Source organism: Pseudomonas saponiphila (assembly GCF_900105185.1).
GTDB lineage: Bacteria > Pseudomonadota > Gammaproteobacteria > Pseudomonadales > Pseudomonadaceae > Aquipseudomonas > Aquipseudomonas saponiphila.
The window spans coordinates 2,339,541-2,352,893 of sequence record NZ_FNTJ01000001.1 but is presented as its reverse complement, the minus strand read 5'-3'; the positions used below and the strand labels follow the sequence as shown (position 1 = coordinate 2,352,893).

Sequence of the window (13,353 nt, the reverse complement as noted above, 5' to 3'; positions counted from 1 at the left end):
ACCAAGGAGAAAACCATGAACAACTTCGGCAACATCATCGCTCACGGCATGCTTTATCTTTACCCGGAGCGGCCACCGCAAAACCTCTTCTGGATCGACCAGAACGGCCACACCAACTACTGGTGCTCGGTCAAAGGCGGCACCTCGGGAACCTCCAAAAGCCCCCGCACAGAAAGCCGCCAGACTCTTCCTGACTCTCCTGTCTCATCCAACTGGATTCGCGGCAGCGCCAAGCATTCGATGGCAGGTCGGGTACGAGTCGAAAAAGCCCCATCCAGCGGCAAGGTCATTTTCGGCCAGATCCATGCGCTTAACGCCCCGAACCCGTTCTTGATGGCGATGTGGTGGAACGGCGTGGTTCGGATTGAAACACGTCAGTCGCCGAGTGGATTCGCCCAAACACTATTGGAGAAACCTGTACCGCTGGGCCAGCCATTTAGCTACAGCCTCCAGGTTGATGCCTTTGGCGAGCTAAGCGTCACCCTCGACAACTTGAGCGCCAGCGCAGCAGCGAGCAAGACCTGGGACAAATACCCGTTCTATTTCAAGGCTGGGTCCTATGTGATCGACAACAAGGGGCCGGAGACAGAAGGCGGTTGGGTCGTCTACGAATCCTTCGACGTATTCAACGGTGAGTTGCAAGGCTGAGGTCAACTCCCATTCAACAACAGCCTGCCGCCACGCGCGGCGTGGAGAACCCCATGGAAACCGAGATCCTTTCGGAAGAAGAGCTAGCCGACATCACCGGCTACAAGGGTCGATTCCACCAGCGGCGCTGGCTGGATGACCGTAAGTGGCTGTATGTCGAGAGCCGCGGCGGCCGGCCGCTAGTGGGTCGCCAGTACGCCCGTATGAAGCTGGGCGCTGTGGTTCCGACATTTTTTGACCCCAACCCGCCGCCGGCAGCGCCGGCATGGACGCCAGACTTTTCGCGAGTGAACTGATATGCGCCCCCGCAAGACCGAGAATCGACACCTGCCCCCCAGGATGTACCAGTGGGTCCGGCCACGAAAAGACGGCACAGCATGGATTGCTTATTTCTACCTGGACTCAGCGGGAAAGCGCATCCCACTCGGCAAGGACCTCGACCAGGCTCGGCTCAAATGGGCCGAGCTTGAAGCCAAGGAGAAGCCTCTGGATCTGCGCACTATGAAGGGGATTTTTGATCGGTACATCCGCGACATTATCCCGAAGAAGGCCCCTCGCACGCAGCGCGACAACCTCGCCGAGATCAAGCAGCTGCGCCCTCTGTTCGATAGCGCCCCGATCGACTCCATAACCCCGGCAACCATTGCTGGGTATCGGGATGCACGAACGGCGAAAGTACGAGCGAACAGAGAGATCGCAACGCTCTCCCATGTGTTCAACATGGCGCGCGAGTGGGGCCTTACCACGAAAGAAAACCCTTGCCAGGGCGTACGCAAGAATAAGGAAACTCCTCGCGACTATTACGCAAATGACGTGGTGTGGGATGCGGTTTACCGGAAGGCGTGCCAGGAACTGAAGGATTCTATGGATTTGGCGTATCTGACTGGCCAGCGGCCGGCAGATGTCCTGGTTATGCGCAGGGACGATGTAGAGGGGGACTTTCTGGGAGTTCAGCAGAACAAGACGCACAAGAAGCTTCGCATCCAGGTATCAGCCAACGGAGTCCTCAACAGCCTGGGACTTCTAATTTCGCAGATGAACGAGCGCAATGCTCAGCATCCTTGTAGCTACCTGATTGTGAGCTCGCGAGGTAAGCGCATGACAGCCAAGATGCTGCGCGACAGATGGGATAAGGCGAGGGACAAGGCGAAGACGGAGGCAATTGAAGCGGGCGACACGCTTATGGCGAGCAGGATCGCAAACTTTCAGTTCCGAGATATCAGGCCAAAAGCCGCGTCAGAAATCACCGATATCGACGAGGCAAGCCTGCTCCTGGGGCACACAAAAGGCGACATCACGGAACGCGTATACCGGCGAGTCGGGGCTATTGCCCAACCGTCCAAATAGGAGGAAAAGCCGTTACAAAACGCGAAAGACGCCCCTTGTAGAATGCGGCCTGTAGAGCATTCAAAAAACCAAAGTTTTGCAATGAAAAAACTCTAGACCTCTTGATCTATGGGCCTTTGCATAGCGGTCTTGAAAACCGCCGACTGTAACAGGTCCTAGAGTTCGAATCTCTACGCCTCCGCCAAATCTCAACGAGAAAGCCCTGATTTTTCAGGGCTTTTTTGTGTCTGGCGTTCAGGATTGGCGCCCTTCCACGCAAAGCGTTCCATAACCAGCCCTCCTCCGGCTTCCTGCCGAACGAATTGGCTAGGAATCCCCGCGCCCCTTGAAACCTGCAGGCAACACATCCTGCTGCTTGAGAACGAGGTCGCCGAACTGAACCTGCAACTGCGCGCAGCCCGGGAAAACATTTTCAAACGGGTCAACATGCAGGCGCAGACCGAGAGGGACTGCGACGAGGCCCTGGCGAGGCTGCGTGAAAAGGCCGGAGAAGCTGCGGGTTACGGAAAAAAGTCAGCGACCTTGAGCTGAGTGTTCGGTGCACGGACCGGGAGAACGAGGATCTGCGCAGGCAGATCCCCCACGGAGGCAGGGGAAAGCTACGCTGAGAGCAACCGAGGACACAGCCATGTGCGGACGACTCTCGCAATACCGCGGTATCCACGACTTCGTCGCAGCCCTGAGCATGCCCGGGGCCGTGGTCAACAACATCGGCGATCAACCCCTGGGACGCTACAACGCTGCGCCAACGATGCAACTCGCACTCTTCCATATCGCCAACGACATGCTCTATGCAGATCCTGTGACCTGGGGCTGGCGGCCACACTGGGCTACGGACCGAGCGGCACCGATAAACGCCCGCGTCGAGAAAGTGGCCCATGGCCCATTCTTCCGGCAGATATGGCCACACAGGGCCATATGCCCAGTCGACAACTGGTTCGAGTGGGTGGACGAAGGCGGCCCGAAGAAGCAGCCCTACCTGATCCGGCACCGCAACCGTTCACCTATCCTGTGCGCCTCAATCGGACAACTGCCTGGCCAGGACCGTAGCGAGCACGAAGGGTTTGTGATTATCACGGCAGATAGCGAGGGAGGAATGGTCGACATTCACGACCGCCGGCCGGTGGTCCTGGCGCCGGACCTGGCCCGGGAATGGCTAGACCCAGCAACGCCCAAGGAGCGCGCTGAGCATATGGCGCTGCAGCAGGGCGAAGCGGAAGAGGCATTCGAATGGTTCAAGGTGAGCACCGCAGTTGGCAACGTCAGAAATTACGGGCAGGAACTGATCGAACCTGTATAGCGATACGTGTCAGGAGCCGCAAAAAACGGATTTCGGATCCGTTTTTTGCTCCATATGCCTCACGGTCGCCTCCTCCCCGGCAGCATGGATCATCCAGTATTAGGCCGGCACGGCTATGACTCAGCAGTCGAGTTGATCGGCCAAGTCCAGGAAGTCTCGAGCGTTGATATCGAACCGCTCATCGAAAGCCGTATCGACATTGGCCTGCGGCCCAAACTCCAGCGGCCTGGCCACGAACGCGGTTTTCATGCCAAGGTCCCCGGCGGCCAGCAGATCGTACTTGTGACAGGCAACCATCATGGCATCACCGGCCGCCACGCCCAGATAGCGGAGCGCCATTTCATAAGCCCGCGGATCGGGCTTGAAGGTCCCAACCATCTCGGCAGCGAAGATGGCATCCCAAGGTAATTGTCCGACCTTTGAAATATTGACCACCGCACTGACGTCGGCATTTGACAAGGTCGCTATCTTGAATCGCGCCTTAAGTCGGTTCAGTCCCTGGACGGCATCGGGCCAGGGAGCGATCGCCTGCCAAGCGAAATTGATGCGCTCACGCTCCTCCGGGTTGAGGAATCCTAAATCGTACGTCTCGATGACCTCATCGAGTGCACTGCGATAAAGGCGATCCACAGACGACCATGGCCGCCTGCCGCAAAGAATGTCATCGAGGGCCGGACGATACTTGCCTCGCCAATCATCGACAAAACGGCCCCAGTCGACGCCGGGAGCCCGCGCGCCCGCAATGGCTAACGCCTGCTGCGCGATACTCGAACGAAAATCGGTGACGGTCCCCTGGACATCGAAAATCAATGCTTGAAGCGTATTCATTGCCTCTCCTCCGTCGAGTCGAGGCGCCAGGACTGGCATGCTGCTATCGACGCCTCGTAAGCTCTCGTTCCACTACATCCCTCTGGGCTAAATAGCAACCTGCCAGCCCCACGAAGCAAATCTCACATCAGTTGCGATAACCGAATAATGCGATCATAACCAAAGTTTTAATGAATCACCGAGAACCAAGGCTGCAGGCCAGCTGTTCTATCCGTTATGATCGAGCCCCTCAAAGATTCTCCCTAACATTGCAAGCAGTCGCAAAAATACGAGTCACCTCTTAAGTTAAAGGGAAGTCAATTACAATGGCGACATCAAGGAAGCACAAGGGATATTTCAAATGGACATCCATTGCTATACTGACCACTTTGTCAGCGACAGCTATCGGAGTAAATCTTGAAGAGAGTAAGGATACCAACAAAATGCAGAGCATTCAGTTTCAAAAAGTAATTGATCTAAGCCATATTATTAGTTCCACTATCCCGCTCTGGCCTAACGACCCTCCAGTGGAGTTTGACGTAATAGCCTTACAAGAAAAAGACGGTTATTACCTGCGCCGATTCAGTATTGGCGAGCACAGCGCGACCCACATGAATGCTCCCAATAGTTTTTATCCTAATGCCATTGGAATAGACGCCTATAAACCAGAGTCTTTGATACGCCCAGCCGTCGTGATTGATATACGAGCCAAGGCTAGAGATAACCCGGACTATGTGATTGACCTTCAAGATATCGAGAAATGGGAACAGGCCAATGGCCGTATTCCCCCAAATTCATTGGTTTTATTTTATACGGGATGGCAAGCCCTGTGGAATGATCCCAAGCGTTTTATCAATGAAGACGCGAAAGGCCCGCACTTTCCTGGCGTGGGCGCTGCTACGACCAAATTTCTACTCGAAGAACGCAAGATAGCTGGTGTCGGAATAGATACACATGGTGTTGATCCAGGCCAAGATACGGTTTACGCCACCAACCGCCAAATTTTGGCGGAAAATGGTATCGTCCTAGAGTGCTTAACCAATCTCGATCAACTACCTGCGAAGGGTTCAACTCTGGCCATTGGTATTCTTAGACTTAAAGAGGGGTCAGGCTCTCCTGTTTCCGTAATGGCGTTTTTGCCCTGAGAGCATTTCAACCTGAAGCTCAACCAGCTACCAAATCACTGGCCCGCAATTGCTGATAGTTGGCTGCATGCTGAAGTACTCGGGTCAGACTTTGGAAGTTTGCCGGCTTGGTTAAAATATCATTGGCGCCGGCGGCCTTAAAGCGTTTTATTTCGCTAGAAAACGCGCTTGCGGTAAACGCAACAATGTAACAAGTATCGCCCAATGGTAGGCTACGAATTCTGCGGATAGCTTCTAGCCCATCCATAACTGGCATATTTATATCCATGAAAATAATGTCTGGAGTCCATGTCATACACTGATTGACTGCCTCCAGACCATTTGACGCAAGCGTAGGTGAATAACCAAGCGCATGTAGCATTTCCAAGGCAACTTTTTGGTTAATCGGATGATTTTCCACTAATAAGATATTGAGACAATAACTTCTAGAAAAAGACGAGTCGAAGCTCACCACTAGCTCATGATCATTTCTGGAGGGGATTTCCGAAGCAGGAAAAAGCTCTATGGGGAGAGAGAAGGAAAATGTTGATCCAACACCCAGTTCACTCGTAAAGGATAAAGTCCCTCCTTGCGCCTCGACCAAATTCTTGCAAATCGAAAGACCGAGACCACTCCCAGTAAAGCGTTGACCCGTCGCTCCGTTGAGTTGAGCGAAGGGCATAAATAGCTTGTCTTGTCGTTCCCTAGGGATACCTATTCCGGTATCGCATATAGAGAAGTCCAGCCGAGATTGAGAGGGATAATTGCTGGTCTTGACCTGGAGCGAAACTGTTCCACTTTCGGTGAATTTTACTGCATTCCCCATCAAGTTTATCAATATCTGACGAAGGCAATCGATATCGATTTTTACCAAAGTCGGCACATTCGGTGATACCTCAGCCTCAATGGTTATTGGCTTGTCCTGAACATTTTGCCTGATCATTTCAAGGCTGGAGGACACCAACTTTCTTACTTCAAATACACTAGGCCTCAACTCAAGCTTTCCCGCTTCGATTTTTGCCAGGTCGAGAATATTATCGATAAGAGATAGCAAGACTCGCCCACTAGTATGAATCGTGTTCACCAGACCACTTTGCTCGACACTTAAAGAAGAAGTTGCTAATAATTCCGTCGCACCAATAACTCCGTACATAGGCGTGCGAATCTCATGACTCATAGTAGCTAAAAATCTAGTTTTTGAGCGATCTGCATCCTCGGCGGCATTTTTTGCCTGATTCAAAACCTGTTCATTTACTTTCAATTGCTGGAGATGAGTCCGCATACGAAATAAGTCAATCACAAACAAAAGACTAAAGGCGAGAAATACCAAAATGGCAAGTATGATATGGTGCAAGGAATCCTGCTCAAGTTGCTGGTAGTAGTTGGCCAACAATATTTCTGCACCAGCTACATAAATCGTGCCGTCTTGAGACTTCATTGGGATGAAGACTGCACGAAAATCCCCCCAATGATCCGTGTAATCAATCCAGGTCGGCTCCGTACGATCAAAACTATCGAGCAGAGCCTGACTGGCATCAGGATAGGGATCAAAAAAGCGTACAAAGTTCTGCTCTTGAATTTCCTTTTCCAATGCGCTTGAACTGACCAGATAGGCTTTCCCTGACCGCTTTATTACACTGTAGACAAAGGTAGTACCCATTGACTCGTTGAACTGAGAAAGTCGCTGAATAGTGTTCCAGTCTTCAGCCTCCGATTTGGAATGCTTGTCTACCAAGTTATCATGGTAGCGGTCGCCGAGGATGGCCGCTCCCCCCAATGCGGCATGCCGTAACTTGTCATTAAGATTAGCCGTGAGAATTCCTTTAGTCTCAGCATAGAGGTAATAAATATAGCCGCTAACACCTACGATATAAACCAAGAGAAAAGCCCATGTCTTCCGTCTGATTTTGAACATTCATGACAGCCTCCATACCGTCATTTAGACCATAGTTTGCTTTTTAATATTTTCAAGCCTCGATGAATTTTAACTCACCTGACCGAATATATAGCCCCTCTGAAGCTCCTTATTTTTTTGCCCTGAGAGACAAGTCCAACAGGATCACTCCAAATAAATATTAGGCATTGCTTACATTATCCTTATAAAGCCGAGCACCTATTCACCTTTCAACAAGCCATTCTGGAAACATATTACCTACCGCTTTAAATCCTACAATTAGCCCTCTACACTCAAGATATGTTTACCAAGCCATAACCACAAATAAAATCTCTACCGAACTGCCATCAGCTTCGACGCCTGCTTCCATACAACCTCCAAAGCAAATTAAATAGATCTAACCCACACATTGCCAGACACAGGCAGACGGAATCAAAACTAGATTCTAGAAAATAAAGGAGAGATAAAGCCACTATTCAAATTAAAAATAATTGACCACACATCCCCCATGATGTTAACCAATATAAAAACGACGTCGCTACTTAGAGTAAACTCCGTATAAAGGAACGTCTCGCGACCCAGACTACGAGCGCCACAACTATTTCCTGAGAATAATTTCGATTGCTGGCACCAAGCTTTAATTGCGATTTAGAATAGCCTTATGCCTTAAAACCGCAAGTGAAAGACCTCATAAAATGTCAGCATTCAGAGCAGTGAAAGAAAATTCTTATTTTTCAATTAAATAAGTATTATTTTCCTCTGCGTACTCCTAGCATGGTGTCATCAACTGACGTAAACGAGGTCGCTCAGCTCTCCACCTACTGGCTGGTGAGGTAATACATGGCGACGATAGACAGTAAGCGTCCGGCCAATACACCTTATGCGAGCAAGGTCGGAATCTACTGTCGATGTACCCTGATCCCATCGGAGCGCCTCATGTTCAGCCATGTCACAATCGGCACCAACGACCTCGCCAGCTCCACAAACTTCTATGGGCGGCTACTTGTACCGCTAGGCATCAAGTTGCTTACCCTCAAGCACAATCCTGAACGCGCTCTATTCACCCAAAGCACGACTGACTCAGGTACAGCGTTCTGCATCTATAGCCCTCTAAATGGCGAACGCGCGACACCAGGTAACGGGTCGATGGTTGCTTTCGAAGCCCAAACGCGGGCGCAGGTTGATGACTTCTATGCGATCGCTATGGCTAACGGAGCATCAGACGAAGGTGCACCAGGGCTGCGTCCTCAATACTCTCCGGATTATTACGGTGCTTACATCAGAGACCCCGACGGCAACAAGATATGTTGCGTATGTCACAGCGCTGACTGACCTTCGACTTCTGGTTGCCGACTCAGCAGGTTCTTGAGTCACGCAAGGTGACTTGGGCAGACGCCTACGCAATAGTCGAGCGTGTCGCAATCGTTGTAGAACGCGAGCTCCAACTATAGGCCTTGTAGTGGTCTAATGATTCCGGACACCCATTTAGGCGAGAATGCTCGACAGATACCTGATGCATCGCTACAACTGGATTCGACCGCACCAGTTCAACGATGGGATAGCCCCAACTCAGGCCGAGAAAAAACTTAACGTCGTGTCCGGGATTAGTTGACCACTACACTTTCGAAACACTACGAGTCTTGGCTGAGGTTCATTCAACGGCCATAAAGTCGAACGGTTTTTCCGTAACGAATTGGCCTGATGCCTCCCCGGTAAGAATACGGTTCATGTCCACACCGAGGTCGAGTTTGCGGACAGGTGCACCTTCAGAGAAATCGAGCTTCTTCAGATCCACCCAGAAAATGTTGGGTGAAGTTGCCGACTCACCATAGAAAAGCATGCCTTTCTGGTCAGCCACCACACGCCAGCGGGTCGTGGAAAGGTTCGGTGATTCAGGAAGGCTTACGCCGTAGGGTACCGAAGCGTTGCGGATAACGCTGAACACTGCGGCGGCGGAGATCCGGGGGTCGTCGCTTTGGGTCACTGCGTTAATGTAAAAACCGGCGCGTAGGTAACGGTCTTCGGAGCGGCCACTACCGGGAAGGAAATTGAGAGGGTCTACCGCGCTCCAATATTTCTGGTTAGCGAGTTGGCTGTCGTAGGGCGGGTCGTTCGTCACTACTTGATACTTGCGATCATGATGAATGCTCAGCTTCCCGCCGATCCACTCCAGTACAGCACTGTCGCCAGAAGCATCGGAGAGCGTCAAATGCAGCGGCGCTAGGCTGCCGGGGCGACCGGGTACTTCACCACTTACGACCTGCACGGGATGGCTGCGCGTATATTCGACCGCCTCTGACACCGTCGCGAATTGATCAAGATAGAACTGTGCCCAGATCGAGAGCGACATGCGAGGCGTCTTCCCGTCGTCCTTGGGAAACTCTGTGGCGTTGAGCCATAGCAGGCTGGCGTTGAGGCCGGCTTCATTCATGCCGTCTACCGTCGAAATGTCATAGCCAGACACGGCCAGGCTGCCGAATTTCGATGTCCATTCAAGTGAGCGCGAACCGGCGGCTCCATTGCGCTTCATCCCGCGAGGGAAGACCCAGAAGTTGCTAACCATGGCGTCCTTGAAGTCCATATTGCGGCCGGTGATATTCCTGCCGTCAGGGCCATGATAAACAGCCCTTGTACAGGCCTGGACTTCGGCGCCCAGCAGAGCGACGGCTGCAGTTAAGGTGGCAAGCGTGAGTACGAATTTAGACATAGTGAGTACCAATCCTTGGAACGGCTGTGCGAAGCCTTTGCTGATCAAAACCGATAGGTCATTCCGAGTGCCGGGCCGCTGAGGCGCGTGTCGTAGACATGGCCGTTGTAATCGTAATCGACGTCGAGCAACTTATAGCCTACGGAGGTGGAAAGGTTGTCTCTGAAAGCATAATTGACGGTAACCAGGGTCGACCATGTGAAGTCGGAGCCTGCGCCAAACCCACCGATATCGGCCTGCCCCTGAACGGAGAGCTTTTGCGTGATGGGAAGGAACGCACGCAGGCCGACCAGCGGGTCGACCCAGCCGAAGCTTTCGTGATAGCTGACAGACTTGCTTAGGCCGCCAAGGCTTCCGGTAACCTTCACCCTGTTGGAGATGTGCCAAACGCGGGCACCGGCCAGGGCATCGAGGCTGAACCCAGGTGCATCGATGACCCGGTAGCCGCCCATGAGTGTTGCGGTGAATTGTTTCGTGTCGACCTTCGCATCGATGTTGCCTCCCGGCGGTATTACGCCAAGACCGGGAATTGAGAATGCAGGCAGCGGGCCGACATCATGGATATCTGTTGTATCGACATACATGATGTCGCCCGAGAGAACGAAGCGGTCGTAACGTCCCCAAATATTTATGAAGCCACCAAAGTTCAGATCATCCACCACGTTGCGGATTTCGGTGAACGTGACCGAGCGTTTCGCTAATACGTGACCGGTGCTTCCACCCCGGTTGCGCGGGTTCTGGATTGTAATCGCATCGGTCACGATGCGGCTTGTTCCTCGGCTTTTTTTCGGCGCAGCGACTCGCCTTTCATCGTCAGTCGGTAGGCGTTGTGCACCAGGCGGTCGAGGATGGCATCGGCCAGGGTCGGGTCGTTGATCCAGCCGTGCCAGTGCTCGATGGGCAGTTGGCTCGTCAGGATGGTGGAGCGGCTGCCAGCGCGGTCGTCGATCACCTCCAGCAGGTCATGCCGGGCTCCTTCCTCCAGCGGGGCTAGCGCCCAGTCGTCCAGCACCAGGACGTCGACCTTTGCCAGCTGTTGCAGGGTACGGCCGAAGCTGCCGTCGCCATGAGCGATGCGCAGTTGTTCCAGCAGGCGCGGGGTGCGCAGGTACAGGGTGCTATAGCCCTGGCGGCAGGCCTGGTTGCCCAGGGCGCAGGCCAGCCAGGTTTTGCCGGCACCGGTCGGGCCGGTCAGCAGCAGGTTGTGCTGCTGGCGGATCCAGTCGCCACTGGCCAGGGTGGCGATCAGACGCTCGTCCAGGGCGCGTCCGGTGCGGCGGTCGAGATCTTCCAGGCAGGCGTTGGCGTACTTGAGCTTGGCCTTCTTGCGCAGCCGTACCAGGCGCTGGTTGTCACGCCAGGCCAGTTCGCGGTCGAGCAGTAGGCCGAGGCGTTCATCGAAGCTCAGGCTGTGGCTGGCCGGCAGCGTCCATTGCTCTTCCAGGGCGCGGGCCATGCCGTCCAGGCGTAGCTGGTGCAGTTGATTCAGGGTGTGTTGCGGCATCATCGAACAGCTCCTGTTGCGGGGGTTGGTAGTAGTCGGCGCCACGGACGTTCTCGTGGTCGCCGGGTAAGGTCGTTTCGGCGGCACGCTGGGGCAGCGGCTGTTGATCCAGGCCTTGCTGGAGCAGGTTGCGCACGCTGCGCCCGGTGAAGGCGCGCAGGTGTACGGCACGTTCGGCAGCGGCTTCCAGGCGTGCATTGCCATAGCGCCGGGCCAGCGAGAGCAGGCCGAGGCAGGCGCGGTAGCCCATCTCCGGGTGCGGCTTGTGGGTCAGTTGGTGATCGATCAGTTGGCGCGTGTAGGGGCCGATCCGCGCGCCCCAGTCGAGCAGGCGTTGTGGCGTCCATTCGCGATGCGCCTGGTGCGCCGCGGGCATGTGCTCGCGCTGGGTACTGTAAGCGCCGCGTCGCCCCAGCAGCAGGTGGCTGGCCACCCGCCGGTTGCCATGCAGCACTTCCAGGGTGTGTGCCGTCAGTCGCACGTCCACGTTCTGCCGGGCCAGGGCGGAGGGCACGCTGTAGAAGCTGCCATTGACCTCGATGTGGTAGTCGATGCTGACCTTGCAGCGCTTGAAGGTGGCGACCTCGTAGGGATGCACCGGCAGCGCTCGCAAGGCCGGGCGATCCAGGCGCTCGAACCAGTCGCGCCGGCAGCCATCGAGCCGCTTGAACGGGCGCCGATTCAGATCCTCCAGCAGCTCGGCGATGGCCTGGTTAAGCGCATGCAGGCTGAAGAACTGCCGATGGCGCAGCCGCGCCATGATCCAGCGCTCGACCACCTGCACCGCCACCTCGGCCTTGGCCTTGTCCTGAGGCTTGCGTGGCCGTGCCGGCAGGATCACCGTCTGGTAATGACGCGCGCACTCCAGCGTGGCCCGGTTCAGGCCCGGCTCGTAGCGATCCGGCTGGGCGACCAGGGCGCGCGGATTGTCCGGCACAACCATTTCCGGCACGCCGCCAAAGTAGGTCAGAGCCTGGCCCAGCGAGGTCAGCCAGTCCACCTGGGTTTCGCCTGGCGTCGCGCAGGCATAGGTGTAATTCGAGGCGCCCAGGGCGGCGACGAAGATGTGCGCCCGGCGCACTTCGCCGGTGGCCGGGTCGACCACCGGCAGCGTCGGCCCGGCATAGTCGATGAATAGCTTCTCGCCCGCACGGTGCAGCTGACGCATCGAACGTTTGAGCGTCTGGGCGTAGCGCCGGTAGTGCTCGACGAACTGGGTGTAGCGGTAGGTCGGCTGGCCCGCATGCGCGGCGAGATATTCCTCCCACAGCAGCTGCAAGGTCACGCCCTTGCGTCGCAACTCGCGGTGGATGCTCAGCACATCGGGCAGCACTCGCTCACCGCGCGGCTTGTTCGTCGACGTCGGTGCAAACAAGGCGGCCGCCAGCGCGGCCTCGTCCATGGCCACCAGCGCCGGCCAGTCCAGCCCGGCCACCCGCGCCGCCGCGATGTACTTGCTAACCACGCCCTTGGACAGCTGCAAGGCACGGGCAATCTTCTCGTGGGACAAGCCGGCCTCAAACTTGAGGCGCAGACATTCTTTGATGTTTCGCATGGCTACTCGCGGCGCCGCCATCTTCCTCTCCCGAAATCGGTCGAGGATGGCGGCGCATCAGGTCATGCGCAACGAAGGGGAAGGCTTTCGCTAAGTCGTGACCGGCGATTTCGGTAAGCCGTGACCACCTGTTTCGGAACAGGCGGAAAATCGGTCACGTTGCTACCGAAATGAGCGGTCACGCGTTAGCGAAATGACCGGTCACGATCAACCGAAACGGCCGGTCACGGTGCTCCGAAATCCGCAACCACGTCAGAGAACGGCTTCTCGACGCTAATTGTTGGGCCTCGCTGGAACGGCGAAACGCGACCATCCAGGCGGGCAGCCCAAATATAAGGCGTGACCTGCAATGCCGAATTTTGCTGTTCCAACGGGGCATGCTCTGGCGCCACGTGGAGGGAGGCACCCTCACCATGCGCGGCATGTGCGCTACCGATGGACAAGGCAATGACGACGGCATACCCCGA

12 protein-coding genes and 1 pseudogene are annotated in these 13,353 nt (G+C 55.1%); 7 read left to right on the top strand and 6 right to left on the bottom strand.

Features of this window, described 5'->3' with window-relative positions; genetic code table 11:
- Positions 1 to 15: 15 nt before the first annotated feature.
- The 4 genes from BLV47_RS11070 (at position 16) to BLV47_RS11050 (ending at position 3,295) form a co-directional block, all read left to right on the top strand.
- Complete coding sequence (locus BLV47_RS11070; protein ID WP_092313332.1) at positions 16 to 648, top strand: polysaccharide lyase family 7 protein; 633 nt, start codon at positions 16 to 18, stop codon at positions 646 to 648.
- Between the two features lie 53 nt (positions 649 to 701).
- Positions 702 to 944, top strand: a complete 243-nt coding sequence (locus tag BLV47_RS11065; RefSeq protein WP_092313329.1) for a DUF4224 domain-containing protein — start codon at positions 702 to 704, stop codon at positions 942 to 944.
- A 1-nt stretch (position 945) separates the two neighbouring features.
- The gene (locus BLV47_RS11060) at positions 946 to 1,995 is read left to right on the top strand and encodes a tyrosine-type recombinase/integrase (protein WP_092313326.1); all 1,050 of its coding nucleotides are present in this window, start codon (positions 946 to 948) and stop codon (positions 1,993 to 1,995) included.
- Positions 1,996 to 2,623: 628 nt separating this feature from the next.
- Positions 2,624 to 3,295, top strand: coding sequence for an SOS response-associated peptidase family protein (locus BLV47_RS11050; protein ID WP_092313320.1), 672 nt, complete (start codon positions 2,624 to 2,626; stop codon positions 3,293 to 3,295).
- A gap of 120 nt (positions 3,296 to 3,415) precedes the next feature.
- On the opposite strand, the gene BLV47_RS11045 is transcribed toward BLV47_RS11050, so the two are convergent.
- A complete protein-coding gene (locus BLV47_RS11045; protein WP_092313317.1) occupies positions 3,416 to 4,123 on the bottom strand; it encodes a haloacid dehalogenase type II in 708 nt (235 codons plus the stop codon).
- Between the two features lie 422 nt (positions 4,124 to 4,545).
- Here BLV47_RS11045 and BLV47_RS11040 point away from each other — a divergent pair, with 422 nt between their 5' ends.
- Entirely contained in the window at positions 4,546 to 5,247 is a 702-nt protein-coding gene (locus BLV47_RS11040) for a cyclase family protein (RefSeq protein WP_244168859.1), read from the top strand.
- A gap of 19 nt (positions 5,248 to 5,266) precedes the next feature.
- On the opposite strand, the gene BLV47_RS11035 is transcribed toward BLV47_RS11040, so the two are convergent.
- Entirely contained in the window at positions 5,267 to 7,141 is a 1,875-nt protein-coding gene (locus BLV47_RS11035) for an ATP-binding protein (protein ID WP_092313311.1), read from the bottom strand.
- A 915-nt stretch (positions 7,142 to 8,056) separates the two neighbouring features.
- Between BLV47_RS11035 and BLV47_RS11030 the strand changes: the two genes are divergently transcribed.
- Both BLV47_RS11030 and BLV47_RS36980 read left to right on the top strand, forming a co-directional pair.
- Positions 8,057 to 8,452, top strand: coding sequence for a VOC family protein (locus BLV47_RS11030; RefSeq protein WP_092313308.1), 396 nt, complete (start codon positions 8,057 to 8,059; stop codon positions 8,450 to 8,452).
- Between the two features lie 160 nt (positions 8,453 to 8,612).
- Positions 8,613 to 8,732: pseudogene (locus tag BLV47_RS36980) on the top strand (IS3 family transposase); the annotation flags it as partial.
- Between the two features lie 39 nt (positions 8,733 to 8,771).
- Here the strand turns inward: BLV47_RS36980 and BLV47_RS11025 are convergent.
- From BLV47_RS11025 to istA, 4 genes are read right to left on the bottom strand one after another with little or no spacing between them, the layout of a single operon-like run.
- Positions 8,772 to 9,827 (bottom strand): linear amide C-N hydrolase, encoded by a 1,056-nt coding sequence (locus BLV47_RS11025; protein ID WP_092313305.1) that lies wholly within the window; start codon positions 9,825 to 9,827, stop codon positions 8,772 to 8,774.
- 44 nt (positions 9,828 to 9,871) lie between these two features.
- Positions 9,872 to 10,588, bottom strand: a complete 717-nt coding sequence (locus BLV47_RS11020; protein ID WP_208605254.1) for a porin family protein — start codon at positions 10,586 to 10,588, stop codon at positions 9,872 to 9,874.
- Entirely contained in the window at positions 10,585 to 11,334 is a 750-nt protein-coding gene (gene istB, locus BLV47_RS11015) for an IS21-like element IS1474 family helper ATPase IstB (RefSeq protein ID WP_062838242.1), read from the bottom strand. The genes BLV47_RS11020 and istB overlap by 4 nt, the downstream gene beginning before the upstream one ends.
- Positions 11,222 to 12,907 (bottom strand): IS21 family transposase, encoded by a 1,686-nt coding sequence (gene istA, locus BLV47_RS11010; protein ID WP_062838241.1) that lies wholly within the window; start codon positions 12,905 to 12,907, stop codon positions 11,222 to 11,224. Before istA ends, istB begins: the two co-directional genes overlap by 113 nt.
- Positions 12,908 to 13,353: the final 446 nt, after the last annotated feature.

What these genes read in the sequence shown, in the direction of transcription:
- BLV47_RS11070 (WP_092313332.1), top strand. Translation starts at nt 16, where the DNA reads ATGAACAACTTCGGCAACATCATCGCTCACGGCATGCTTTATCTTTAC.
- BLV47_RS11065 (WP_092313329.1), top strand. Translation starts at nt 702, where the DNA reads ATGGAAACCGAGATCCTTTCGGAAGAAGAGCTAGCCGACATCACCGGC.
- BLV47_RS11060 (WP_092313326.1), top strand. Translation starts at nt 946, where the DNA reads ATGCGCCCCCGCAAGACCGAGAATCGACACCTGCCCCCCAGGATGTAC.
- BLV47_RS11050 (WP_092313320.1), top strand. Translation starts at nt 2,624, where the DNA reads ATGTGCGGACGACTCTCGCAATACCGCGGTATCCACGACTTCGTCGCA.
- BLV47_RS11045 (WP_092313317.1), bottom strand. Translation starts at nt 4,123, where the DNA reads ATGAATACGCTTCAAGCATTGATTTTCGATGTCCAGGGGACCGTCACC.
- BLV47_RS11040 (WP_244168859.1), top strand. Translation starts at nt 4,546, where the DNA reads ATGCAGAGCATTCAGTTTCAAAAAGTAATTGATCTAAGCCATATTATT.
- BLV47_RS11035 (WP_092313311.1), bottom strand. Translation starts at nt 7,141, where the DNA reads ATGTTCAAAATCAGACGGAAGACATGGGCTTTTCTCTTGGTTTATATC.
- BLV47_RS11030 (WP_092313308.1), top strand. Translation starts at nt 8,057, where the DNA reads ATGTTCAGCCATGTCACAATCGGCACCAACGACCTCGCCAGCTCCACA.
- BLV47_RS11025 (WP_092313305.1), bottom strand. Translation starts at nt 9,827, where the DNA reads ATGTCTAAATTCGTACTCACGCTTGCCACCTTAACTGCAGCCGTCGCT.
- istB (WP_062838242.1), bottom strand. Translation starts at nt 11,334, where the DNA reads ATGATGCCGCAACACACCCTGAATCAACTGCACCAGCTACGCCTGGAC.
- istA (WP_062838241.1), bottom strand. Translation starts at nt 12,907, where the DNA reads ATGGCGGCGCCGCGAGTAGCCATGCGAAACATCAAAGAATGTCTGCGC.